The organism is Vibrio sp. L85 (genome assembly GCF_963871815.1).
In the GTDB taxonomy this organism is placed as follows: Bacteria; Pseudomonadota; Gammaproteobacteria; order Enterobacterales; family Vibrionaceae; genus Vibrio; species Vibrio harveyi.
Genome location: NZ_CAWMYL010000046.1, coordinates 26,703 through 51,080 on the forward strand (window position 1 = coordinate 26,703; position 24,378 = coordinate 51,080).

The following is a 24,378-nucleotide window of genomic DNA, read 5'->3' on the forward strand; positions in this document are numbered from 1 at the left end:
CAAAGGCCAGCCTATGCTGGCCTTTTTATTCAGCAAAAACTTGCCTTTCTTGCTTGGTATAGCAAAATACCGCCCTTGATTGTCACGAACGTGGCGATTCACCACTTAAGCATTGCCAAAACGGATTGGAGCAACCGACCTTTTATGTTGTTGATCATCGATAACTACGACTCTTTTACCTACAACCTTTACCAATACTTCTGCGAGCTTGGTGCAGACGTAAAGGTGGTGCGTAACGATGAAATCGACATCCAAGGCATTGAGGCGCTCAACCCAACTCATTTGGTGATCTCTCCAGGTCCCTGTACCCCTAACGAAGCGGGTATCTCTCTACAAGCTATCGAATGCTTTGCTGGTAAGTTACCAATCTTAGGCGTTTGCCTTGGTCATCAGGCGATTGCGCAGGTGTTTGGAGGGGAAGTGGTACGTACTCGACAAGTGATGCACGGCAAGACATCACCAATTCGTCACAACGGTCGCAGTGTGTTTAAAAACCTTAATAACCCACTTACGGTAACCCGCTACCACTCTCTCGTGGTGAAAAACGGCACATTACCTGATGTGTTTGAATTGACCGCTTGGACTGAACTGCCTGACGGAACCATGGATGAAATCATGGGTTATCAGCATAAAACCCTGCCAATTGACGCGGTACAGTTCCATCCTGAGTCGATTAAGACAGAACAAGGTCACGAACTGCTTGCGAACTTTCTTGCGCGCAAAGCGATCTGATCGCGATCACCTTTCTTAACAAATTCTTCATGTTTTTCGCCTGAGAATGGGAATGCAAAACTATGCGTTCTGCCTATTTGGTGGCGGCTATTCATTTTTCTCCTTTCTTTCTAAACCTTGCTATACATAACTTTTATAAAAAATCGCTTCTCTATTTGCGTTTCTTGGTGCATAAATAATCATAGATAGTGAGTATGGGTAGTCGTGCTCGGAAGCGAAAAGAATAAATCACTATTGAAATGGTTAATTAAATGTAAATACAATGCCGCAATAGCTTAAATGCAAAACATTATTTGCTGGCAAAGAGTGCCGGTTAAATTCGCTTATCTGCTAGGCATGCGGTATCAAGAAGGAATGTGCAATGACAACGGAAAACAAAGTAGAGCGCGGTTTATTCGATGAGGTAATGGTACCTTGCTATAACCCGATGGAAATGATCCCTGTAAAAGGTGAAGGTTCACGCATTTGGGATCAGAACGGAAATGAATACATCGACTTTGCTGGTGGTATTGCGGTGAGCTGTCTTGGTCATTGTCACCCAGTTATGGTGAACGCATTGACTGAGCAAGGTAACAAGCTTTGGCACCTAAGTAATGTTATGACTAACGAGCCAGCACTGCGATTGGCGAAGAAGTTAACAGAAGTTAGCTTTGCTGAGCGGGTGTTCTTCGCTAACTCTGGCGCAGAAGCAAACGAAGCGGCACTAAAGCTAGCACGTCGTTACGCAGCAGACGTTCATGGTACAGAGAAATCTGAAATCATCGCATTCAAACAAGGTTTCCACGGTCGTACTTTCTTCACGGTAACAGTAGGCGGTCAAGCGGCTTACTCAGACGGTTTTGGTCCTAAACCTGGCGATGTGACACACCTTCCTTACAACGATATCGAAGCACTTCAAGCACACATGTCGGATCGCACTTGTGCCGTAATGATGGAGCCTCTGCAAGGTGAGGGCGGCATCATTCCACCAACTCCTGAATTCGCTCAAGCGGTTCGCGAGCTGTGCGACAAGCATAACGCACTGTTGATCTTCGATGAAGTGCAAACTGGTAACGGTCGTACGGGTCACTTCTACGCATACCAAGGTCTAGGCATTACGCCAGACATTCTAAGCACAGCGAAATCACTGGGTGGCGGTTTCCCTATCGGTGCCATGCTAACGACGGCAAAATTGGCTGAGCACATGAAAGTGGGCACGCACGGTTCAACTTACGGTGGTAACCCACTAGCGTGTGCAGTTGCAGAAGCAGTTGTTGAAGAAGTGACAAAACCAGAAGTACTGGCTGGCGTACTAGAGCGTGAAGCCATGTTCCGTGAAGGTCTGGAGAAGATTAACGCGAAATACAACATCTTCTCTGAAGTGCGCGGCAAAGGTCTACTGCTTGGTGCTGCACTGAATGAAGAATGGCAAGGTCGTGCGCGTGACGTACTGGTTGCTGCAGGTAAACAAGGTCTCATGGTATTGGTTGCGGGTGCCAATGTCGTACGTTTCACACCATCACTCGTTATCACACAACAAGAAATCGAAGAAGGTTTGGCGAAGCTAGATAAAGCGATCGCAACGCTGGTTTAAGCGCGATCTCCGCTTATCGTCAACCTAGACACCCCCATCAAGGATCTCTGATGGGGGTATTGTTCCTACAATATAGTTAGGATCTTCTTGCATCTGGAGGGAGTATTGATGCTAGTAGTTCGCCCTATCGCAATGTCGGATTATGACGCGCTGCACACCTGTGCGGTTGAGTCAGGTCATGGATTTACATCTCTACCGGTTAACGAAGAACTGTTAACCAATCGAATCAAACACTCAGAATACAGTTTTGGCAAACCTGACGTTAAGGAAGCCGGTGATGAAGGCTACCTAATGGTGGGTTTTGAATCTGAAACTGGTGAAGTGGCAGGTACCACAGGTATTGAAGCTTCGATCGGCTGGGATGTGCCTTTTTATTCTTACCACATCAGCAAAGTGGTGCACTCGTCACCAAAGCTTGGCGTAAACAACGTGGTGAAGCTGCTGACGTTTGGTAATAACTACACGGGTAACAGTGAAATCTGTACCTTGTTCCTACGTGAGAAATTCCGTGGTGGCTTGAACGGGCGTCTGATGTCCAAGTGCCGTTTCTTAATGATGGCAGAGCACCCAGAACGTTTCTCAGAAACCATCTTTGCTGAAATGCGCGGCGTATCAGACGAGAACGGTAACTCGCCATTCTGGCAGTGGCTTCAAGAGCATTTCTTCTCTATCGATTTTACGCTTGCGGATTACCTAACTGGTATCGGCAAGAAGGGCTTTATCGCCGACTTGATGCCGAAGTTGCCAATCTACATCAACCTACTGAGCCCAGAAGCGCAAGCTGTGATTGGTAAAGTGCACGACAACACACGTCCAGCATTGAAGCTGCTTGAGCGTGAAGGTTTTACCAACCGTGGATACGTCGACATTTTCGATGGTGGTCCAACGGTGGAATGTGACTTACGTAATATCGAATCGGTACGCCACTCATTCCGCGCGCAAGTCAAAATCTCGGAGCACGCCAGCACACAAGACTTCTTGATGTGTAACTCATCATTCGAGAACTTCCGTGCAGCCGCAGCAAAAGCAGCGTATGACGCAGAAACGCAAAGCGTAGTGCTTGCACCAGAATTGGCGGATGCACTCTTGGTTGAGGAAGGGGATTTTGTTCGCCTTCTTCCGCAGTAACTGACGACAGAATTTAAGGATAGAAACAATGACACATTGGATTGCAGGTGAATGGGTACAAGGTCAGGGTGAAGCATTTACGTCTCTGTCGCCTTACAACCAAGAAGTGATCTGGCAAGGCAACGGCGCAACAGCAGAGCAGGTTAACCAAGCGGTATCTGCGGCGCGTGAAGCGTTTGTTGATTGGAAGAAGCGCCCATTTGCAGAGCGTGAGGCGATCGTGTTGGCTTTTGCTGAGAAAGTAAAAGAGAACAGCGAAAAAATCGCTGAAGTGATTGCCAAAGAAACCGGCAAGCCAATCTGGGAAACACGTACCGAAGCGGCAGCGATGGCAGGTAAAATTGCGATTTCTATTCGTGCTTACCACGAGCGTACGGGTGAAGCGACACGTGAAGCCGCAGGAAACCAAATTGTATTGCGTCATCGCCCATTGGGTGTGATGGCGGTGTTTGGTCCTTATAACTTCCCGGGTCACCTGCCAAATGGTCACATCGTGCCAGCACTATTGGCTGGTAACACCGTGGTCTTCAAACCGTCTGAGCAAACGCCATGGACGGGTGAACTCGCTATGAAGCTGTGGGAAGAGGTCGGTCTACCAAAAGGTGTGATTAACCTAGTCCAAGGCGCGAAAGAAACCGGTATTGCGCTGGCGGATGCGAAAGGTATCGATGGCGTGCTGTTTACTGGTAGTGCAAACACAGGTCATGTTCTACATCGTCAGTTTGCTGGTCAGCCGGGCAAAATGCTGGCGCTTGAAATGGGTGGCAACAACCCGATGGTTATCTCGGATAACTACGGTGACTTAGACGCAACGGTTTACACCATCATCCAATCTGCCTTCATCAGTGCAGGGCAACGCTGTACCTGTGCTCGTCGACTATACATTCCATTTGGCGACAAGGGTGATGCAGTCATTACTAAGCTGGTGGAAGCGACACGCAATATTCGTGTAGGCCAACCATTTGCAGAGCCTGCGCCTTTCATGGGACCGCAAATTTCGGTAGCGGCGACCAAGTTCATTCTCGATGCACAAGCGAACTTGCAATCACTGGGTGGCGAAAGCTTGATTGAAGCAAAAGCAGGCGAAGCGGCGTTTGTTTCTCCGGGCATCATCGATGTGACGAACATTGCCGAGTTGCCAGATGAAGAGTACTTCGGCCCACTTCTGCAAGTGGTGCGCTATGAAGGGCTAGAGAAAGCAGTAGAGCTGGCGAACGATACGCGCTTTGGTCTATCTGCAGGTCTGGTTTCAACCGATGACCAAGAATGGGAATACTTCGTGGACCACATTCGTGCTGGCATCGTGAACCGCAACCGTCAGCTGACGGGCGCAAGTGGTGATGCGCCATTTGGTGGTCCGGGTGCGTCGGGTAACCTACGCCCTAGTGCTTACTACGCAGCAGACTACTGTGCGTACCCAATGGCATCAATGGAAGGACAAGAGACGGTCTTACCTGCCACATTGAGCCCGGGTGTAAGCCTGTAATAGAGAAACACGAAGTGGTGACAAAGTATCGCCGCTTCTCTCTGCCGGAGCTATTTACCAAGTTAGGATTCTGGTAAGCGCGCTGGCAAACGCCAAAGGCGAGCTTAAGACTCTCCAGAGCGTGTTGACTGACTGGCACTTATGCCACACATACCGTCACAGGTTGATGACCGCTCGTTCGTGATTCTGGACAGCCCACGGGCTGTGAACGAGCGGTCAACTTCCTCTTACCCCTAACTCTACATTTCATAACAAGGAGTCGTTATGACGCCCGATGTGTTATTTGAATCGCTATGGCAAGACTACATTCAACGTCTTTGCCCTTCTGCTGCTAAAGTTCATCAGCTTCTTCAAGAAGATGAGCCTCTGATTAATGACCATATTGCGCTACGTACGTTTAATGTCGCTCCCCTAGGCATTGAAACGTTAGCGAAGCCATTCCTAGCGGTGGGTTACAAAGCCTGTGGTGACTACGTATTTGAAAGCAAAAAGCTGGTGGCAAAACATTTTGAGCACCCAGATCCGAAACAGCCAAAAGTCTTCATCAGTGAATTGAAAGTGGATGAGTGCTCACCAGAGCTACAAGCCATCGTTCATAAACTGGTAGAGCAGGTTGATGCTTCTAAATTGACCAGCAGTGACTTCTTGTACGGCGGACGTTTGTGGGACCTTAGTTATGCTGACTTCCAAATCTTAGCGAAAGAGAGTGAGTACGCCTCTTGGCTTGCTGCGCACGGTTACGGAGCGAACCACTTCACGGTGAGTGTGAATCAACTCAATCAGCATGAAGAAGTGAAGCAAGTGAACGACCACCTACGCACCGTAGGCTTTATCATCAACGAGAATGGCGGTGAAGTAAAAGGCACGCCAGAGGTGTTACTAGAGCAATCATCGACCATGGCAGACAAAGTGCCAGTGACCTTTACTGAAGGCGTTGAGGTGATTCCTGGAGGCTTCTACGAGTTTGCTAAGCGCTACCCAATGGATAACGGTGAGTTGTACCCAGGATTTGTAGCTGCATCGGCAGATAAGATCTTCGAGAGTACCAACGGTTAATAGATACAAGACGAGAGCCGCTTCGCTTCGAGAGGGTTTTTACTTGGAATCTGAGAAGGCTTCATCTCAAAGGATGAAGTCCGTTGTGAAGTGCAGTGCTCTCGACTCTCAATGTCTAACTCCCAAAAAAGAAAAAGCCACCAAACTTGCATTTGGTGGCTTTTAAATTTTTTAAACGTTAATCGAGATTAACGAGTCCCGTAAACAACGATAGTCTTACCGTGCGCAGAAATTAGGTTCTGCTCTTCTAGCATCTTCAAGATACGACCTACTGTCTCACGAGAACAGCCAACGATTTGACCGATTTCTTGACGAGTGATCTTGATTTGCATGCCGTCTGGGTGCGTCATCGCATCTGGTTGTTTAGCAAGGTTCAGAAGAGTCTGAGCGATACGACCAGTTACGTCTAGGAACGCTAGGTCACCCACTTTTTGGCTAGTAACTTGTAGACGACGAGCCATTTGCGCTGAAAGACGCATTAGGATGTCTGGGTTAACTTGGATAAGTTGACGGAATTTCTTGAAAGAAATCTCTGCCACTTCACAAGGAGATTTAGCGCGAACCCAAGCTGTACGCTCTTGGTCTTCTTCGAATAGACCAAGCTCACCAATGAAGTCGCCTTGGTTTAGGTAAGAAAGGATCATTTCCTTACCTTCTTCGTCTTTGATAAGAACCGCAACAGAACCTTTAACGATGTAGTACAAAGTCTCTGCTTTTTCACCCGCGTGAATTAGCGTGCTCTTTGATGGGTACTTATGAATATGACAGTGTGAAAGAAACCACTCTAATGTTGGGTCGGTTTGAGGTTTACCTAGAACCATAATATCTCACTTCCTCTGCAGGGTACGCTTGCGCTATCCATATTTTAGCTAAGCCTGAATTGGCTTACTAGAATAAGAGCACTTTTTATATGCTGCAAGCTCTCTTGTGTTTCGGTTAGAAATAGTATCCTTTTTCGGAAACGATTTCTTGATTTTAATCGTGCCATGATTGAGATTTTGTAAGCAAAACTGTGCACATGATCACGGTATGAAAAGTAAACACTCAATTAACGAGGTTTTTAGCCAATTTTCCCGGTTTCGATGAGTTGCTGCAGAATCGGTCTCACTATGAGCTCCATTGCAAAGCTCATCTTACCGCCAGGAACCACAATGGTGTTATGGCGAGACATGAAGGAGCCATCAATCATCGCCAACAAATACGGGAAGTCGACATTCTTGATACCGCGCAGGCGGATCACCACGAAGCTTTCATCCAAGCTAGGGATGCCTTTAGCGTTAAGTGGGTTAGAAGTATCGACGGTTGGTACGCGTTGGAAGTTGATATGTGTGCGAGAAAATTGCGGGGTAATGTAGTTCAGGTAATCGTCCATCGAGCGCACGATCGAATCCATCACCGCTTCTCTTGAATGACCACGATCGCGCGTGTCACGAACAAACTTTTGGATCCATTCCAAGTTCACAATCGGCACCATGCCAATTAGAAAGTCGACGTGACGCGCCACATTGACATCACCATCTACCACGCCACCGTGTAAACCTTCGTAGAACAGCACATCGCTGTTTTCTGGCAGATCTTGCCAAGGCGTAAAGGTGCCCGGCATTTGGTTGTATGGAACGGCTTCATCAAAAGTGTGCAGATAGCGGCGCACGCTGCCAGTGCCATCTTCACCGAACTTACGGAAGAACTCTTCTAGCCCCGGAAAGTCATTGGCTTGTGGACCAAAGTAGCTGATGTGTTTGCCTTGCTCACGCGCTTTGCGGATTTCGACATCCATCTCTGGACGTGTAAAGCGGTGGAAGCTGTCACCTTCAACCCACGCTGGTTTGACGTTCATCATATTGAACATCTTGCGGAAGGCTTCAGAAGTGGTGGTAGTGCCGGCACCGGACGAACCAGTAACCGCAATGATTGGGTGTTTCGCTGACATGACAAACCTTGTCGAAAATTACTTACCTGTAAAGTGCAGCACACGTATGCTGCACGGTCGATAACCCACTATAGCACGTAACAAGCCCTTGTCATCGAGTGGGATACGGTAAAATGTGAAGGGTCTAAAACTTTGCTTTTAGTTGGATATCAACCGTTTCATGAAGCTCAGAAAATACGATGACCGCTTCGCCTTTCTCTAATTGGGTTTTGACCTGATCGATTTTACTCTGCAGTGAAACTTCGACTGAGCCGTAGTCGGTGCCTTCACGTAGCACGAATTCGCGGATCAGGTTTTCTAGTGTCTCTGGCGCAATGTCTTGCCATGGAATGATCATAAATACCTCAAACTTTTATGATGTTTAAGCGCGCCTCTTAGGTTATTGATGTCTGGCGCGCCTAGGTAGTTTACTGTGTTCGTGGCACGGATACAGCAGAAAGGTACTCAGCGGCGATACTTTCGTAATAAGCCGGTAATGCTTCTTCTAACCAGAATTTAGGTTTTAATGCCGTGCCCGTCAGGAAGCCAACGTGTCCACCATGTTCATAAAGCCGATAATCAATGTTGTCTGGCAATACGAATTTTGGGATAACCTCTTCGGTCATAAACGGATCGTCTTTGGCGTGGATGATCAAGGTTGGCAAGGTGATCTGTTGCAACTTACTTAAGCCTGAACATTGATCGTAATAATCTTGTGCGTCTTTAAAACCATGCAGAGGCGCGGTGATCAAGTCATCAAATTCATACAAGCGAGTCACGCGTTTGATCGAGTTATACGACAAGGCGAGTTCACCTTGGATTAAGTCGTGCTTTTGCAGTGCATTGCGTTTGAGTGAAGAGAGCAAGTAACGTCGGTAAACTTTCGAGAAGCCCTGCTCAATACGATTGGCACATGCTGCCAAGTCCAGTGGTGCAGAGACAATGGTTGCGGCACTTAATATTGGGTCGTCTTTATACTCAGCCAAGTAGTTCGCCAGCATGTTACCGCCAAGGGAAATGCCGACCGCAACTTTAGGGTTGTTAGGGAATTGCTGATTGAGTTGCTGAAGAAAGAAACGAGCATCCGTTACTTCGCCAGAATGATAGGCGCGGGCTTTCTTGTTTGGCTTACCGCTGCAACCACGAAAGTGCATCATCACTGACAGCCAACCCGATTTAGAGAAGGCGTTCATCAAACCATTCGCATACGGACTATAGAAGCAGCCTTCTAAGCCATGAAAGAGGACGAAGATTGGTTTGTTGTGAGCGGCTTCAAAATCTGGCTGTTGTGACCACGCCAAATCTAAGAAGTCACCATCCGGTGTATCGAGTGTTTGCCAAATAGGCGTAAACAACGCTTTCTTGCGGATAAAGCGTGGCAATAGCGTCTGAAGATGCGGGTTCTTAATCCCGGCGGCTGCGAAAAATTGTGTCATACCTAACTGCTCTTATATGGTCCTTCAATGTTCGCTGAAGAACTTATTAATATAATCCTTTATAGCTTTAGTATAGATATTTTACTGGTTTATGACTGATTTATGGATATTGAATGTTTGGAACTGGAATGGAGAATGCCTGTTGCAAATGCTCTCCACCTAACTGGCGACAGTATCTCAGCGTCAGTGGTTCGCCATCATTCTTGACTAATTTGAGTGAGTTGACGCAGTCGACGAGGTCGGACTGTTGCTGTTTTTCGAGCTGCAATTCGAACTGCAATGCTTCACGATAAAGTGCGTCGTTAACTTGCGCTTTGAGGTGGCGACGAAGTTCGCGGTAAGAGTGGAGTAGGGTTTCGCTTCGACCAAGACAGCCTTGAACTAAATGCCAGTCTTGCTCTTGGAAAATCACCTGCTGCTCATCGAGCCATCTGAGCAGCAGTAATAGGTTCACGTTGCCGTGGTAGTTGTTTTGCAATGATAAGCACGCTTCCTTCACTTCTCGCACACCATAAAATTGCAGACTGAACTGCCAAAGGTGTTCTAGGGTAAGAGTGTATTCTGCGTGCTCGTTTGTCATTGATTAAACTCTAGTTCCATCTGCTCGAGTGTTTCTTGGGCAGACATCCATTCCATTTCTACTTCTTCAAGATCTGCTTTACTAGAAGCTTGAAGCGCCAACACTTCGTTAAGTTTAGCCTTGTTTTCGGCTTCATACAGCGAGTTATCCGCTAATTGCTCTTCTGCTTTCGCTAGAGCTTCACCTAACTTATCCATTTTGTTTTCTAACTGTGTCAGCGTTTTGCGAATTGGTGCGGTCTGCTTACGAAATTCTGCTTCGCGTCGCTTTTGCTCTTTTTTCGCCGCTGCACTGTTGGCGTTATCTTTAACTGGCTGAGCCGCTTGTGCTTCTTTACGCTCGGCTTTTTGTTGCTCGGTCAACCACTTGTAGTAATCGTTCAAGTCACCGTCGAATGGTGCGACTTGGCGATCGTGCACAAGGTACAAATCATCTGTGGTTGCACGCAATAGGTAGCGATCGTGCGAAACAATCACCATCGCACCTTCGAATGTTTGCAGTGCCATGGTCAGTGCTTGGCGCATGTCCAAGTCCAAGTGGTTGGTCGGTTCATCGAGTAGCAATAGGTTCGGTTTCTGCCACACAATTAATGCCAATACCAAACGTGCTTTCTCACCACCTGAAAACGGTGCGACTTTCTCAAGCGCTTTATCACCTTGGAAACCAAAGCTACCTAGATAATCACGCAGCTGCTGCTCGGTTTGATCTGGTGCGATTTGCATCATGTGCTTCAGCGGTGTTTCTTCTGGGTGCAGTGTTTCTAGTTGGTGCTGAGCGAAGTAACCGATCTTCACGCCTTGTGAATAAGTGAGATCGCCGCCTTGCGCTTTGAGCTCACCAGACAGCAATTTGATCAAGGTTGATTTACCCGCGCCGTTACGACCAAGTAGACCAATACGGCTGCCCGGCACTAAGTTAAGGCGGATCTTCTCTAAGATCAGGTTGTCACCGTAGCCTGCCGATACTTCATCCATCATCATGATTGGGTTTGGTAGGGCTGCAGGATCGCGGAACTGGAAACTAAATGGGTTATCGAACTGCGCTGGCAGTACCTTCTCCATACGCTCCAGCGCTTTAATACGGCTTTGTGCTTGGCGCGCTTTTGATGCTTTGTAACGGAAGCGGTCAATGTAGCTTTGCATGTGCGACATCTGTTTCTGTTGCTTCTCGAACATCGCCTGTTGCAGCACCATCTTTTGTGCGCGTTGGTTTTCGAATGACGAGTAGTTACCCGTGTATTCGTTCAACTGCTGGTTCTCGATGTGAATGATGCGACCAACGATCGGGTCCAAGAAGTCACGGTCGTGCGAGATCAGAATCAGCGTACCAGGGTAGTTTTGTAGCCAGCGCTCTAGCCACATTACCGCGTCCAAATCCAAGTGGTTGGTTGGTTCGTCGAGTAACAGTAGATCAGAACGACACAATAGCGCTTGAGCCAAGTTAAGGCGCATACGCCAACCACCCGAGAACTGAGTCAGGTTCCAACTCATTTGCTCTTGGCTAAAGCCCAGACCATCAAGCAGTTCGGCAGCACGTGCGCGAATGCTGTAACCGCCAATGGTTTCAATTTTGCCGTGGATCTCCGCAACTAGGGTGCCGTTGTCTTTCTCTTCGGCGATCGCCAGTTGAGCTTCAAGATCGCGGAACTCACGATCACCATCAATCACGTATTCCAGTGCACTACGGTCGAGTGCTGGCGTTTCCTGTGCAACCCAAGCCAATTCCCAATGTTGAGGTTGGCTAAATGAGCCTGCATCAATCGACAGTTCATCTTTTAGTAGGGCAAACAGAGTTGATTTACCACAGCCATTTTTACCAACCAGACCCACTTTGTCGCCTGGGTGAATGGTTGCAGATGCTTGGTCTAAAAGAGGTTTACCGCCACGCAGTAACTGAATATCAGAGAAGGTAATCATAGAGTTTTAATTCACTTTGCGCAGTGCGCGTTTCTTGGTCGTTGATCTCGCGGTGAATAGTAGGGGTATTGGCGGGAAAAGTCGATCTCTGCGCTTTAATTGCATTATGCTATACAAAAAAGTATAACAAACTGATAACGATAATTTTCCCTGAGAAATCAACACAAGGACGACCATTTGGCTGTTGCTACGCCCATTCCTCCGAGGGTTCTGGTTATTTATGCTCACCCAGAACCGCAAAACTCCATTGCCAACCAAGTGATGATTAAAAAAATCGAATCACTGGGTCATGTCACCGTGCACGATCTTTATGGCGCGTACCCTGATTTCTTTATTGATGTGAACTACGAACACGATCTGCTGATGTCGCATGATGTGATCGTTTTTCATCATCCTCTCTATATGTATTCCTGTCCTGCACTGTTGAAAGAGTGGATGGATCGCGTGTTGGGCAAAGGCTTTGCGTTCGGTGATGGTAGCGCATTAGCGGGTAAGTACTGGCGCAGTGTGATCACTACTGGCGGTAAAGAGGATGCGTTCAGCCCGATGGGTTACAACAAATACCCACTTGAGCAAATTCTACAACCGTTTGAACTGACTGCCGCTTTATGTCAGATGCATTGGATTGAGCCTTTAGTGCTGTACTGGTCGCGCAATGTATCGGACATCGAACGTTATCAGCATGCTGAACAATATCGTCAATGGCTGAACAACCCCCTGAGAGAGTGGGATGAGCAAGGAGGTTGCCATGGCGATAACCAGTGAGTTTCTTCAAAGTAGTGTGGTATTCCTTTCTGCTGCCGTTATTGCAGTGCCGATTGCCCAGCGACTTGGTCTGGGCTCTGTGCTTGGCTACCTGATTGCAGGCGTTCTAATTGGTCCTTGGGGGCTGGGGTTAATCAGTGATGTGGACGCGATTCTCCACTTCGCCGAACTCGGGGTGGTGTTGCTGCTGTTCTTAATTGGTTTGGAACTCAACCCTAAAAAGTTATGGCAGATGCGCGGACCAATCCTCGGTCTGGGTGGCGCTCAAGTTATTGTCACCACGGCGGTGATAGGCAGCATCGTCAGCCTGTTTGGATTGAGCATGCAAGTGAGCTTAGTGATCGGTATGGGCTTGGCACTCTCGTCCACCGCGATTGCACTAAAAGTGATCGAAGAACAGGGGCAAGCCGGCACGGAAACCGGACAATCTGGTTTTGCTGTGTTGCTGTTCCAAGATATTGCCGTCATCCCGATGCTCGCCATGCTGCCATTACTCGCCGGTGGTCAAAGCGGTGGTGATTGGTTAGATGCTATTTGGGTATTAGGCAGTGTGGCTGCGTTATTAGTTGGCGGTCATTTCCTCTTACGTCCTTTGTTCCGTTTTGTGGTGATGAGTGGTGTGCGAGAACTCTTCACCGTTGCCGCCCTCCTAGTCGTACTTGGCATTTCTGTTGCGATGCAAAAGCTGGGGCTGTCGATGGCACTCGGTACTTTCTTAGCGGGTGTGTTACTGGCAGAAAGTGAATACCGTCATGAACTAGAAATCGCGATTGAACCGTTTAAAGGTCTGCTGCTTGGCTTGTTCTTTATTGCTGTGGGTATGGCAGTGAATCTTGGTTTATTAGCCTTGCAACCGTTCGCAATTATTGGTGCCGTGATTGCTCTTGTGGTGGTCAAAGGTTTGGTTCTGTATGTTTTGGCTCGCACTGCTCGAGTTCGTGCGAAGTCGCGCAGTCGTATGGCAGCGATTTTGAGCCAAGGTGGTGAGTTTGCGTTTGTGATTTTCACCGCGGCAAGCCAAGAAGGTATCTTAACCAAGGAGCAAGTTGCCTTTTTGTTGGTGGTGGTGAGCTTGTCGATGGTGACCACGCCGCTGCTGCTCATGGGACAGAAAAAATGGTTTGCGCACACGCTTAACCAAGAAGAAGAGAGCGTCACGACCAATGTGGTGGATCGTCGACCACGAGTGATCATCGCAGGCTTTGGTCGTTTTGGTCAGATTGTTGGACGCCTGATGTACGCCAACAAGATCAAAGTAACAGTACTAGAAAGTGACGCGAGCCAAATCCACTTGCTGCGTAAATACGGTTATAAGGTGTTTTATGGTGATGCGACTCAGATTGATTTGTTACGCGCCGCGGGAGCGGATAAAGCAGAAGCCTTAGTGATCTGTACCGACTCACCAGATGAGGTGATGGCGATTGTCGACATTTGCCGTGCGCACTTTCCGAAGTTGAAGATCCTTGCCCGTGCTCGCAGCCGCGTAGAAGCCTACCAGTTAATGAACCACGGCGTGCAAAATTACTCGCGAGAAACCTTTTTAGGCGCATTAGATCTAGGTCGCCAAGCGCTCGTAGAATTAGGCATGCACCCGTATCAAGCAAAGCGGGCAGAAGCACATTTTCGCAAGCTAGATAATGCTATGCTCAAAGACTTATTGCCTCAGCATAATGAGGATAAAGAGCTCGCTCAACGCTCGAAAGAAGCACGTAAAGAACTAGAAGAAATCTTCGGTCGTGAAATGGAAAGCGACCAACAGTCGCCAAATCATTGGAAGTAGTACCCGCGCAGCATTAGGCGGGAAAAGGAACAAAAGTGAAAGCCAAGAAACGTTTTATCGCGGGTGCAAGCTGCCCGCAATGCAGTCAGCAAGATACTCTGCGCTGGTGGATTGATAACAACATTGAGCTGGTTGAGTGTGTCGACTGCGATTATACCGAGCAGCGTAAACCGCAATCTGTAGAAAAAAATAAACACTCAGAACAAGAAATGATCGGGATTTTTAAGCCTGAGTAATTGAACTTCGTTAATTGATCCCCATAATACTATCATCTCGGTACTTAACCCCATTCTGGTTAGGTCAATTAATCTCCCTGGAGTTAGTATGAAAATTGAAAAGAACGTTGTTGCAAGCCTTGCATACAAAGTAATGTTGGAAGACGGTGTTGTTGTTGATCAATCAACTTCTGAAGCACCTCTTGATTACCTTCACGGTCACAACAACCTAATCACTGGTCTTGAGAAAGAACTAGAAGGTAAAGTGGCTGGCGACAAGTTCTCAGTAACAGTAGCTCCTGAAGATGCGTACGGCGACCACAACGATGCACTAGTGCAACGTGTTCCTGCAGACGTATTCCAAGGCGTTGACCAAATCGAAGTTGGCATGCGTTTTCTAGCAGATACTGACCAAGGTCCAATCCCTGTAGAAGTAACTGAAGTAGACGGCGACGAAGTTGTTGTAGACGGCAACCACATGCTAGCTGGTCAAACACTAACTTTCGAAGTAGAAGTTATGGCTACTCGTGAAGCGACAGCTGAAGAGATCGAACACGGTCACATCCACCAAGGTGGTGGCTGTTGTGGCGGTCACGACCACGATCACGAAGGCGGCTGCTGCGGTGGCGAAGAAAAAGCTGACGACCACGAATGTTGTGGCGGCGGCGGTTGCGGTTCTCACTAATCGCACGCTCTTCACTAGATAACGCTATCTAGCAAAGCTTTAAAAAGCGCAAGTTGAGGTTTCAACTTGCGCTTTTTGTCTATCTGGGGTGTAGTGCCAATCATACAAGGAATAACAGTTGGACAAAGCGATGATGAAACCTTTCTCGATTGCCATTCATGGCGGTGCAGGCACTATCTTGCGTGAACAGATGAGTGACGAACTGCAACAATCCATCTTGGCGGATTTAGAAGCTGCGGTAAAAGCGGGGCATCAAATCCTAGCAACAGGTGGTGAAGCCATAGATGCGGTCGTGGCGGCAGTGAAAGTGCTGGAAGACTCTCCTAATTTTAATGCGGGTAAAGGCTCGGTACTGACCCATAACGAGATGGTCGAAATGGATGCCTCTGTGATGGATGGTCGACATCAAGCCGCAGGGGCAGTCGCTGGGGTGCGTCATATCAGAAACCCCATTGAACTCGCTCGTGACGTGATGCGAAACAGCAACCATGTATTGTTGGTGGGCGAGGGCGCAGAGAAGTTTGCTTTTGAACAAGGTCATGAGTACACCGAGCAGGATTACTTCTTTACCGATCGCCGCTATGAGCAGTTGCTGTCTATGCGTGAGAAAGGACTGTTTGCTCTGTCGGAATCTCGTTACCCAGATGATCGTAAGCACGGTACGGTTGGTGCGGTGGCATTGGACCAACAAGGCAACTTAGCCGCTGCCACCAGTACTGGTGGCGTGACCAACAAGAAATACGGTCGAGTGGGAGACTCCGCTCTGATTGGTTGTGGTACGGTGGCAGAGAATGGTGTCGTCGCGGTTTCCACTACGGGCGTCGGTGAGTTCTTTATTCGTAAACGTGTTGCGGAAGACGTTGCTGCACGCATGCGTTATTTGCAAGAAGACGTTCATACGGCGTGCGAACACATTATTCAGGGTGATTTAAAAGCAATGGGCGGCGAAGGTGGTTTGATTGCAATTGATGCTAAAGGTGAGCTGCACTTTGCGATGAACAGTTCTGGCATGTACCGAGCTGGCATCAATACGCAAGGCGAGCTGACCGTTAAAATCTACGCAGACGAATAATTTCGTCCCGCTCATTCCTAAGCAACATTTTTAAGTAGCGAATACAACAAAGCCCAGAACACGTTCTGGGCTTTATGCTATTTGAACCTGCATTTTAATAATGCGGTGGTGGGGTTTCTTCTGACGGATCGGCTAAATTCGACGAGTCCATATTTTTCACTTTACCTACCACATATTTCATCTGATCGAGCATCTTGGTAATTTGCAGTTGTTGCTGCGACAAGGCGCCGTTCAGATCTTCAATAGTCTGTTCTTGGAACGCAAGCTGACATTCTAAGTCATTGATGCGAGCTTCCAATTGCTGAATGATTTTATCTGTCATGATCCGTTCTCTAGCTGCCAAGCTTGGGCAATGCCCGCAGAAGTGGCAGTAATTACACGTTGCTTGGAATCAAAGGCTGCATCATACACGACCGCGCGGGGAGGGCGAGTATCTTTTTTCGGCTCAACTTCAAATCCATCGACGCGTTTGCCGGTCTGGGTATCCCACACCATCACACGACCTGAAGGTGTGCCAGTTACTAACAAGCTGCCATCATCGGAGAAGCGCGCCGTCGAAAAGATTAACTGACGAGACCAACTGCTCAGTTGCGTGACTTCTTCACCCGTCTCTAAATTCCAGATGATGGCTTGGTTGCCACCGTCTGAGGTCATGGCCAGTTTGCCATCTCTCTGTAAAGCGACTCTGACTACGCGTTGGTCGTGCTCAAAGGTACGCAATACCAGCCCTGTTTCGGTATCCCACAGATACGCTTTGTAGTCGTTGCCACCCGTGAGAGCGAAGCGACCGTTGGGCGAAATAGCGACAGAATTGACTTTTTCTTGGTGCGCAAGGAACTCTAGCCGACGACCAGTGACTAAGTTGACGTAAATTGCTTTACCGTTGGACAGTCCAAGTAATACCTGTTCACCGTTACTGGTGATATCAACGTCTCGAATCAGCGCGTCATCGATAGACCACAGCCCTTCAGCTTGAGTCCATCCGAGATCCCACACAGCGAAGTTCATTTGGCTTGCTGTGACTGCATAACGACCATTGTCTGAAATGCGAATATGGGAGACCACGTTGGCGGCTTGATCGAGTTCACCCAGCTTTGCGAGTTGTTTGTTTTGCTCCAAATCCCAAAGAACCAATTGGTGCTCTTTGGAGTACAGCAGCGCAAATCGACCATCTCGGCTGAGCGCAAAGCTGGTGGAACCTTGTGGTTCGAGTGACCAACGTTGAACATCACGATCGGTAAAAAAGCATCCATTTAACGTGGTGATGACAATTAAATATAGGAATAAATGAGAAATTCTTTGCATCACATCTAATAATCCGGTTTGTGTCTTAAGACATATAGCTAGTATATTGGTATAACGATTGTCTTCACTAGTCTCATAGAAGATTTGTGCACAACAACCAGTGGCTAAGCCATTATTGGGAGAATTTAATGAAATCAGTTTTAAAAGTGTCGCTACTTGCTGCAACAGTAATGCTAGCGGTAGGTTGTCAAAAAGAAGAAACAAAACCAGAAGCAGCACCTCAAGCAGAACAAGTTCAAGCAGAGACTGGTAAAGCAGTTCACTTTAAAACAGACGATGACAAAGCGGCTTACGCGATCGGTGTTTCATTTGCTAACTACCTAAGCACTAGCATTGAAAAACCAAGCGAAATTGGCATCAACCTAAACAAAGACCTAGTTCTTAAAGGTATCGAAGACGTATTTAAAGATAAAGCAGCGCTAAACGAAGAAGAAACTCGTGCCGCTCTAGAATCTCTAGACAAGCGTGTTGCAGAAACTATGCAAAAGCAAGCGGCTGAGAAAGCAGCTGAAGCGAAGAAAGCTGGTGATGACTTCCGTGCGGAATTCGAGAAGCAAGAAGGCGTAGTGAAGACAGAATCTGGTCTTCTATACAAAGTTGAAACACCGGCTGAAGGCGAGAAGCCAAAAGACACCGACACAGTTCAAGTACACTACAAAGGTACTCTGATCGACGGTACTCAATTCGACAGCTCTTACGATCGTGGCGAACCAGCAACGTTCCCACTAAACCGCGTAATCCCAGGTTGGACTGAAGGTGTTCAGCTAATGCCTGTAGGTTCTAAGTTCAAATTCGTTATCCCGCCAGAGCTAGCATACGGTGACCAAGACACACCGAGCATTCCTGCTAACTCAACACTAGTATTCGAAGTTGAGCTACTAAAAATTGAGAACGACAACGCTGCTCAATAATTATCCTTAGCGATAACTCGATGAAAAAAGGTCCGTTTTACGGGCCTTTTTTGTTCTAGGTCACTAGTTGGTGAGTTTGCTAGGTTGCCTTTCAAATTTTCTGATAAACTTACACCAATTTGTTGATTTTTCGCTCGAAGGCTTATGACAACTACAGAAACAATAAATGCGGAAATGTTGCTCGAAATGGAATCTGTCAACGTGATGCCATTTACCGAGCACGATAAAATCATCTTGAGATCTTACGAAGCGGTCGTTGACGGCATTGCCAGTCTTATTGGTCCGTTCTGTGAGATCGTTCTTCACTCACTGGAAGACCTCAATACCTCTGCAATCAAAATCGCTAACGGTGAGAACACCGGTCGTCAGGTAGGTTCTCCTATCACTGACTTAGCACTTAAGATGTTGAAAGACATCGAAGGTTCTGAGCGTAACTTCTCACGTTCGTACTTCACCCGCGCTAAAGGCGGCGTATTAATGAAGTCGATCACCGTTGCTATTCGTAACGGCGAAAACCGTGTGATTGGTTTGCTTTGTATCAACGTCAACCTTGATGCGCCTTTCTCTCAAGTGCTGCAATCTTTCATGCCAACGCAAGAAGCGAAAGAAGCGGCGTCATCCGTTAACTTCGCAAGTGATGTTGAAGAACTCGTAGACCAAACGGTTGAGCGTACGATTGAAGAGATCAACGCCGATAAATCGGTATCGAACAATACCAAGAACCGTCAGATAGTGATGGAACTGTACGACAAAGGTATTTTCGATATCAAAGACGCTATCAACCGTGTCGCAGATCGCCTGAATATCTCTAAACACACCGTTTACCTATACATTCGTCAGCGTAAGACTGAGGACGAATAAGCGTGAGTGGATTAACTTACACGCTGGTAGTGAACGGACCGGTTTACGGCAGTCAATCGGCGCGCAGCGCATATCAATTCGCACAAGCAGTAATTGAACAAGGACATACTTTGGTGAGTGTGTTCTTTTACCAAGATGGCGTCACCAATGGTACGGCTTTGAGCGTGCCTGCCAACGATGAGTTTGACCTAACCAAAGCATGGCAATCACTCGCACAGCAACACGATGTTCGTCTGGAAACCTGCGTAGCAGCCGCTTTGCGTCGCGGCATCATCAGCGAAGATGAGGCGAATCAACATGGTCTTGAGCAGAACAACCTAGCGACAGGGTTCGAGCAAGCCGGTTTGGGGAGCTTAGCTGAAGCCATGTTAACGCAAGATAGAGTGGTGCAGTTTTGAGTCAGTTAACTTACCTATTTCGTAGCGCGCCTCATGGTAACAATGCAGGGCGTGAAGGTGTGGATGCGCTGTTAGCAGCGTCTGCGTACTGTGAAGACATCACCGTTCTATTTGTTGGGGATGGTGTGTATCAGTTACTGCTTGGACAAGAGCCTAAAGGTATCTTAAGCAAAGACTACGCACCAATGTTGAAGTTGTTCGACTTGTACGACATTGAGCAAGTGTTTGTTTGTGCCGATTCGCTTGCCGAGCGTGGCTTGGCTCAAGCCGATTTAGTCATTGATGCAGAGGCGCTAAATACAGAGCAACTAAAAGCTCAACTGCAACAAGCGGGCAAACTGCTGTCATTCTGAGGAAGCCATGTTACATATCATCAAATCCGTAGCTGCATTAGACGATGCAATGGCACTGTACAGTGAGCAAGATGATGTCTTGTTGATTGAAGATGCCGTGTACGCTGCGAACCCTCAGCATAAGGCATTCAGCAAGGTAAAAGGTCCATCAATGTTTGCGCTGCAAAGCGATATTGAAGCCCGCGGCATGAGCAATCGTATCAGCCCATCTATTGAGGTGATTGGCTATGCTGGCTTTGTTGAACTAACAGCAAAACAAGCCAAATCTCTGACTTGGGATTAACCCTTCTTTCCTGTCGATTGAGCTTTACGGATTAATTGCCCTAATTGAACAAAAAAGATCCGTATATTTCTTGACACACCTCTCACTGCTGCATAGAATTTTGCGTCCCTAACTGCCAACCGCTGTTAGGGATAGATTTTTCACAAAGCTTACTTTCAAGTAAATCAGGAGCTAGTTAATGGCAACTATTAACCAGTTGGTACGTAAGCCACGTGCAAAGCAAGTTGTTAAAAGCAACGTGCCTGCACTAGAAGCGTGCCCACAAAAACGTGGTGTATGTACTCGTGTTTACACTACTACACCTAAAAAACCTAACTCAGCACTTCGTAAAGTTTGTCGTGTACGTCTGACAAACGGCTTCGAAGTTACATCGTACATCGGCGGTGAAGGTCACAACCTTCAAGAGCACAGTGTTGTACTAATCCGTGGCGGTCGTGTAAAAGACCTTCCGGGTGTACGTTACCACACTGTTCGCGGTGCACTTGACTGTGCTGGCGTTAACGACCGTAAACAAGGTCGTTCTAAGTACGGTGTGAAGCGTCCTAAGTCTTAATGGATTCCGTTAAGTAAGGCCAAACACTAAATTATTTTTAATTTTTTGAAAAAACTGAAAAGTTTTGGATAAAACCTGAAGAAGACAACGGAGAAAATCCATGCCACGTCGTCGCGTCATTGGTCAGCGTAAGATCCTTCCAGATCCAAAGTTCAAATCTGAACTGCTGGCAAAATTCGTTAACATCCTAATGGTTGACGGTAAAAAATCTACTGCAGAAAAAATCGTTTACACTGCACTAGATTCTATGGCTGAAAAGTCTGGTAAAGACCACTTAGCTATTTTTGAAGAAGCTCTTGAAAATGTTCGCCCAGCGGTAGAAGTTAAATCTCGCCGTGTAGGTGGTTCAACTTACCAAGTACCTGTAGAAGTACGTCCGGTTCGCCGTAACGCACTTGCTATGCGTTGGTTGGTTGAAGCTGCGCGTAAGCGTGGTGAAAAATCTATGGCTCAACGCCTAGCTGCTGAAATGCTAGACGCGTCTGAGAACAAAGGTACTGCGGTTAAGAAACGTGAAGACGTTCACCGCATGGCTGACGCAAACAAAGCGTTCGCTCATTACCGTTGGTAATACCTTTTCAGTGCTGCAAGGTTCCTTGCAGCACTTCTTTAGTTCCTATGCCTATGCTAGGAACTATTGCTATATCTAGGGGATAGCATTTTTTAGTTATAGCAATAGTCCCTATCTCTAAGTTAAGAGGATTCAATCGTGGCTCGCAAAACTCCTATTGAGCGCTACCGTAATATCGGTATCTGTGCTCACGTAGATGCAGGTAAAACAACCACTACTGAACGTATTTTGTTCTACACTGGTCTGTCTCATAAAATCGGTGAAGTTCACGATGGCGCAGCAACCATGGACTGGATGGAGCAGGAGCAAGAACGTGGTATCACAATCACGTCTGCCGCGACTACTACCTTCTGGCGTGGTATGGAAGCACAATTCCAAGAGCACCGCGTTAACATCATCGACACCCCTGGACACGTTGACTTTACTATCGAAGTAGAGCGTTCTTTACGCGTACTTGATGGTGCAGTTGTTGTGTTCTGTGGTTCATCTGGTGTTGAACCTCAGTCTGAAACTGTATGGCGTCAAGCTGACAAGTACCACGTTCCACGTATGGTATTTGTAAACAAGATGGACCGTGCAGGCGCTGACTTCCTACGCGTTGTGGACCAAATTAAAAACCGTCTTGGTGCGAATCCTGTTCCAATCCAACTAAACGTTGGTGCAGAGGATGATTTCCGTGGTGTTATCGACCTTATCAAGATGAAGATGATCAACTGGAATGAAGCCGATCAAGGTATGTCGTTCACATACGACGAAATTCCAGCTGACATGCAAGAGCTTGCAGAAGAATGGCGCAACAACCTAGTTGAAGCGGCAGCAGAAGCAACTGAAGAGCTAATGGACAAGTACCTTGAAGAAGGTGAACTGTCTGAAGCAGAGATCAAACAAGCTCTACGTACTCGTACACTAAACAACGAAATCGTACTGGCTACTTGTGGTAGTGCGTTCAAAAACAAAGGTGTTCAAGCAGTACTAGACGCAGTGATCGAGTTCTTGCCATCGCCAATCGACGTACCTGCAATTAAAGGTATCGACGAAAGAGAGAACGAAGTTGAGCGTCACGCAGACGACAACGAACCGTTCTCAGCACTAGCATTCAAGATCGCGACTGACCCATTCGTGGGCACGCTAACTTTCATGCGCGTTTACTCAGGTGTTGTGAACTCAGGTGATGCTGTTTACAACTCAGTAAAAGACAAGAAAGAGCGTTTCGGTCGTATCGTTCAGATGCATGCGAACAAGCGTGAAGAAGTAAAAGAAGTTCGCGCTGGTGATATCGCAGCTGCTATCGGTCTGAAAGACGTTACAACAGGTGACACACTATGTGACCAGAACCACAAAGTGATTCTAGAACGCATGGAATTCCCTGAACCTGTAATTCAGATCGCTGTAGAACCTCGTTCTAAAGCAGACCAAGAGAAAATGGGTATCGCGCTAGGTAAACTGGCAGCGGAAGACCCATCATTCCGCGTGGAAACGGATGACGAAACAGGTCAGACTCTGATCTCTGGTATGGGTGAGCTTCACCTAGATATCATCGTTGACCGTATGAAGCGTGAATTCAGCGTTGACTGTAACGTTGGTAAACCTCAGGTTGCTTACCGTGAAACCATTCGTGGTAAAGCGGAAGTAGAAGGCAAGTTCGTTCGTCAATCTGGCGGTCGCGGTCAATACGGTCACGTATGGATCAAACTTGAACCTTCAGAGCCTGGTGAAGGTTTCGTATTCGTAGACGAGATTGTGGGTGGTGTGGTTCCTAAGGAATACATCAGCTCGGTATCGAAAGGTATCGAAGAACAAATGAATAGTGGTGTTCTAGCGGGTTACCCTGTTCTAGATATTAAAGCAACACTATTTGACGGTTCTTACCACGATGTTGACTCAAGCGAGATGGCGTTCAAGATCGCTGGCTCGATGGCATTCAAGAAAGGTGCACTAGAAGCACAACCTGTGATTCTAGAACCAATGATGAATGTTGAAGTAACTACGCCGGAAGATTGGATGGGTGACGTTGTTGGTGACCTAAACCGCCGCCGCGGTATGATCGAAGGTATGGATGAAGGTGTGGCTGGTCTTAAGATCATTCGTGCTCAAGTTCCACTATCTGAGATGTTTGGTTACGCAACTGACCTACGTTCTGCAACTCAAGGCCGTGCGTCTTACTCTATGGAGTTTAACGAGTACGCTGAAGTACCGAAAAACTTCGCAGATAAAATCATTGCAGACCGTGGTTACTAATTAAAACGCTTTGAGCTGAAAAAAAGTCCAGCTTTTTTTAAAGATCAATGCGTCCAAATATTGCGCTAACAGGCGTTGGCGCATAAAATAACAATTTCTGGCGCGTCGAGATCAATAATGATCACGGCGAATCATAACTAGGAAGGAACACGATTGTGTCTAAAGAAAAATTTGAACGTGTAAAACCGCACGTAAACGTTGGTACTATCGGCCACGTTGACCACGGTAAAACTACTCTAACTGCAGCTATCTGTACAACACTTGCTAAAGTATACGGCGGTGCTGCTCGTGACTTCGCATCTATCGATAACGCTCCAGAAGAGCGTGAGCGCGGTATCACAATCGCTACTTCTCACGTAGAGTACGACACTCCAACTCGTCACTACGCACACGTAGACTGTCCAGGACACGCGGATTATGTTAAAAACATGATCACTGGTGCTGCACAGATGGACGGTGGTATCCTAGTTGTTGCTGCGACAGATGGTCCAATGCCACAAACTCGTGAGCACATCCTACTAGGTCGTCAGGTTGGTATCCCATACATCATCGTATTCATGAACAAATGTGAC

27 protein-coding genes are annotated in these 24,378 nt (G+C 47.3%); 19 read left to right on the forward strand and 8 right to left on the reverse strand.

The features are described 5' to 3' along the window. The first annotated feature begins 144 nt into the window (after positions 1-144). The 5 genes from AACR11_RS07380 (at position 145) to AACR11_RS07400 (ending at position 5,975) form a co-directional block, all read left to right on the forward strand. Positions 145-732: an aminodeoxychorismate/anthranilate synthase component II gene (locus AACR11_RS07380; protein WP_029789500.1), complete on the forward strand. Its 588-nt coding sequence runs from the start codon at positions 145-147 to the stop codon at positions 730-732. Positions 733-1,093: 361 nt separating this feature from the next. Further along, on the forward strand, positions 1,094-2,305 hold the full coding sequence (locus AACR11_RS07385; protein WP_005438347.1) for an aspartate aminotransferase family protein: 1,212 nt from the start codon (positions 1,094-1,096) through the stop codon (positions 2,303-2,305). A 108-nt stretch (positions 2,306-2,413) separates the two neighbouring features. Then, a complete protein-coding gene (astA, locus tag AACR11_RS07390) occupies positions 2,414-3,433 on the forward strand; it encodes an arginine N-succinyltransferase (RefSeq protein WP_029789499.1) in 1,020 nt (339 codons plus the stop codon). Positions 3,434-3,461: 28 nt separating this feature from the next. Beyond that, complete coding sequence (gene astD, locus AACR11_RS07395) at positions 3,462-4,919, forward strand: succinylglutamate-semialdehyde dehydrogenase (protein WP_029789498.1); 1,458 nt, start codon at positions 3,462-3,464, stop codon at positions 4,917-4,919. Positions 4,920-5,183: 264 nt separating this feature from the next. Continuing rightward, positions 5,184-5,975 (forward strand): DUF1338 domain-containing protein, encoded by a 792-nt coding sequence (locus AACR11_RS07400; protein ID WP_005451448.1) that lies wholly within the window; start codon positions 5,184-5,186, stop codon positions 5,973-5,975. 188 nt (positions 5,976-6,163) lie between these two features. Here the strand turns inward: AACR11_RS07400 and crp are convergent, their stop codons facing one another. From crp to AACR11_RS07430, 6 genes are all read right to left on the reverse strand, one after another. Continuing rightward, positions 6,164-6,796 carry a cAMP-activated global transcriptional regulator CRP gene (gene crp / locus AACR11_RS07405; protein WP_005381432.1) on the reverse strand — a complete coding sequence of 211 codons (633 nt, stop codon included), beginning with the start codon at positions 6,794-6,796 and terminating at the stop codon, positions 6,164-6,166. A 239-nt stretch (positions 6,797-7,035) separates the two neighbouring features. Then, a complete protein-coding gene (locus AACR11_RS07410) occupies positions 7,036-7,905 on the reverse strand; it encodes a phosphoribulokinase (RefSeq protein WP_005438358.1) in 870 nt (289 codons plus the stop codon). A gap of 124 nt (positions 7,906-8,029) precedes the next feature. Then, the gene (locus tag AACR11_RS07415; protein ID WP_029789497.1) at positions 8,030-8,242 is read right to left on the reverse strand and encodes a YheU family protein; all 213 of its coding nucleotides are present in this window, start codon (positions 8,240-8,242) and stop codon (positions 8,030-8,032) included. Positions 8,243-8,312: 70 nt separating this feature from the next. After that, a complete protein-coding gene (locus AACR11_RS07420; RefSeq protein ID WP_029789496.1) occupies positions 8,313-9,320 on the reverse strand; it encodes a hydrolase in 1,008 nt (335 codons plus the stop codon). A 100-nt stretch (positions 9,321-9,420) separates the two neighbouring features. Further along, positions 9,421-9,900 (reverse strand): TIGR02444 family protein, encoded by a 480-nt coding sequence (locus AACR11_RS07425; protein WP_029789495.1) that lies wholly within the window; start codon positions 9,898-9,900, stop codon positions 9,421-9,423. Further along, a complete protein-coding gene (locus AACR11_RS07430) occupies positions 9,897-11,816 on the reverse strand; it encodes an ABC transporter ATP-binding protein (protein WP_029789494.1) in 1,920 nt (639 codons plus the stop codon). Before AACR11_RS07430 ends, AACR11_RS07425 begins: the two co-directional genes overlap by 4 nt. Before the next feature lie 177 nt (positions 11,817-11,993). On the opposite strand from AACR11_RS07430, the gene kefG reads away from it, so the two are divergent. The 5 genes from kefG (at position 11,994) to AACR11_RS07455 (ending at position 16,333) form a co-directional block, all read left to right on the forward strand. Beyond that, positions 11,994-12,581 (forward strand): glutathione-regulated potassium-efflux system ancillary protein KefG, encoded by a 588-nt coding sequence (gene kefG / locus AACR11_RS07435; RefSeq protein ID WP_029789493.1) that lies wholly within the window; start codon positions 11,994-11,996, stop codon positions 12,579-12,581. Continuing rightward, positions 12,565-14,361, forward strand: coding sequence for a glutathione-regulated potassium-efflux system protein KefB (gene kefB / locus AACR11_RS07440; RefSeq protein WP_005451461.1), 1,797 nt, complete (start codon positions 12,565-12,567; stop codon positions 14,359-14,361). The genes kefG and kefB overlap by 17 nt, the downstream gene beginning before the upstream one ends. 35 nt (positions 14,362-14,396) lie before the next feature. Further along, on the forward strand, positions 14,397-14,597 hold the full coding sequence (locus AACR11_RS07445) for a YheV family putative zinc ribbon protein (protein ID WP_005432753.1): 201 nt from the start codon (positions 14,397-14,399) through the stop codon (positions 14,595-14,597). Positions 14,598-14,685: 88 nt separating this feature from the next. Beyond that, positions 14,686-15,261, forward strand: coding sequence for a peptidylprolyl isomerase (slyD, locus tag AACR11_RS07450; protein ID WP_005432768.1), 576 nt, complete (start codon positions 14,686-14,688; stop codon positions 15,259-15,261). Positions 15,262-15,391: 130 nt separating this feature from the next. After that, positions 15,392-16,333, forward strand: a complete 942-nt coding sequence (locus AACR11_RS07455; protein ID WP_029789492.1) for an isoaspartyl peptidase/L-asparaginase family protein — start codon at positions 15,392-15,394, stop codon at positions 16,331-16,333. A gap of 94 nt (positions 16,334-16,427) precedes the next feature. Here the strand turns inward: AACR11_RS07455 and AACR11_RS07460 are convergent, their stop codons facing one another. Both AACR11_RS07460 and AACR11_RS07465 read right to left on the reverse strand, forming a co-directional pair. After that, positions 16,428-16,655 carry a SlyX family protein gene (locus tag AACR11_RS07460; RefSeq protein ID WP_005451463.1) on the reverse strand — a complete coding sequence of 76 codons (228 nt, stop codon included), beginning with the start codon at positions 16,653-16,655 and terminating at the stop codon, positions 16,428-16,430. Beyond that, the gene (locus AACR11_RS07465; protein WP_005451464.1) at positions 16,652-17,638 is read right to left on the reverse strand and encodes a WD40 repeat domain-containing protein; all 987 of its coding nucleotides are present in this window, start codon (positions 17,636-17,638) and stop codon (positions 16,652-16,654) included. Before AACR11_RS07465 ends, AACR11_RS07460 begins: the two co-directional genes overlap by 4 nt. 128 nt (positions 17,639-17,766) lie before the next feature. Here AACR11_RS07465 and fkpA point away from each other — a divergent pair, with 128 nt between their 5' ends. The 9 genes from fkpA to AACR11_RS07510 all read left to right on the forward strand — a co-directional run. Beyond that, positions 17,767-18,549 carry an FKBP-type peptidyl-prolyl cis-trans isomerase gene (gene fkpA, locus AACR11_RS07470; RefSeq protein ID WP_005451465.1) on the forward strand — a complete coding sequence of 261 codons (783 nt, stop codon included), beginning with the start codon at positions 17,767-17,769 and terminating at the stop codon, positions 18,547-18,549. Positions 18,550-18,693: 144 nt separating this feature from the next. Next, complete coding sequence (locus AACR11_RS07475) at positions 18,694-19,410, forward strand: helix-turn-helix transcriptional regulator (RefSeq protein ID WP_005438378.1); 717 nt, start codon at positions 18,694-18,696, stop codon at positions 19,408-19,410. 2 nt (positions 19,411-19,412) lie between these two features. Further along, positions 19,413-19,808 carry a sulfurtransferase complex subunit TusD gene (tusD, locus tag AACR11_RS07480; RefSeq protein ID WP_005438379.1) on the forward strand — a complete coding sequence of 132 codons (396 nt, stop codon included), beginning with the start codon at positions 19,413-19,415 and terminating at the stop codon, positions 19,806-19,808. Continuing rightward, complete coding sequence (tusC, locus tag AACR11_RS07485; RefSeq protein ID WP_005451467.1) at positions 19,805-20,161, forward strand: sulfurtransferase complex subunit TusC; 357 nt, start codon at positions 19,805-19,807, stop codon at positions 20,159-20,161. Before tusD ends, tusC begins: the two co-directional genes overlap by 4 nt. A gap of 7 nt (positions 20,162-20,168) precedes the next feature. After that, on the forward strand, positions 20,169-20,444 hold the full coding sequence (gene tusB / locus AACR11_RS07490; protein ID WP_029789491.1) for a sulfurtransferase complex subunit TusB: 276 nt from the start codon (positions 20,169-20,171) through the stop codon (positions 20,442-20,444). A gap of 178 nt (positions 20,445-20,622) precedes the next feature. Next, the gene (gene rpsL / locus AACR11_RS07495) at positions 20,623-20,997 is read left to right on the forward strand and encodes a 30S ribosomal protein S12 (RefSeq protein ID WP_004399892.1); all 375 of its coding nucleotides are present in this window, start codon (positions 20,623-20,625) and stop codon (positions 20,995-20,997) included. Between the two features lie 100 nt (positions 20,998-21,097). Next, positions 21,098-21,568, forward strand: a complete 471-nt coding sequence (rpsG, locus tag AACR11_RS07500) for a 30S ribosomal protein S7 (RefSeq protein ID WP_005438390.1) — start codon at positions 21,098-21,100, stop codon at positions 21,566-21,568. A gap of 138 nt (positions 21,569-21,706) precedes the next feature. Next, on the forward strand, positions 21,707-23,806 hold the full coding sequence (gene fusA / locus AACR11_RS07505) for an elongation factor G (protein ID WP_005451470.1): 2,100 nt from the start codon (positions 21,707-21,709) through the stop codon (positions 23,804-23,806). Between the two features lie 155 nt (positions 23,807-23,961). Next, positions 23,962-24,378: GTP-binding protein (locus AACR11_RS07510; RefSeq protein ID WP_114145632.1), on the forward strand; the 417-nt coding region annotated here is incomplete at its 3' end.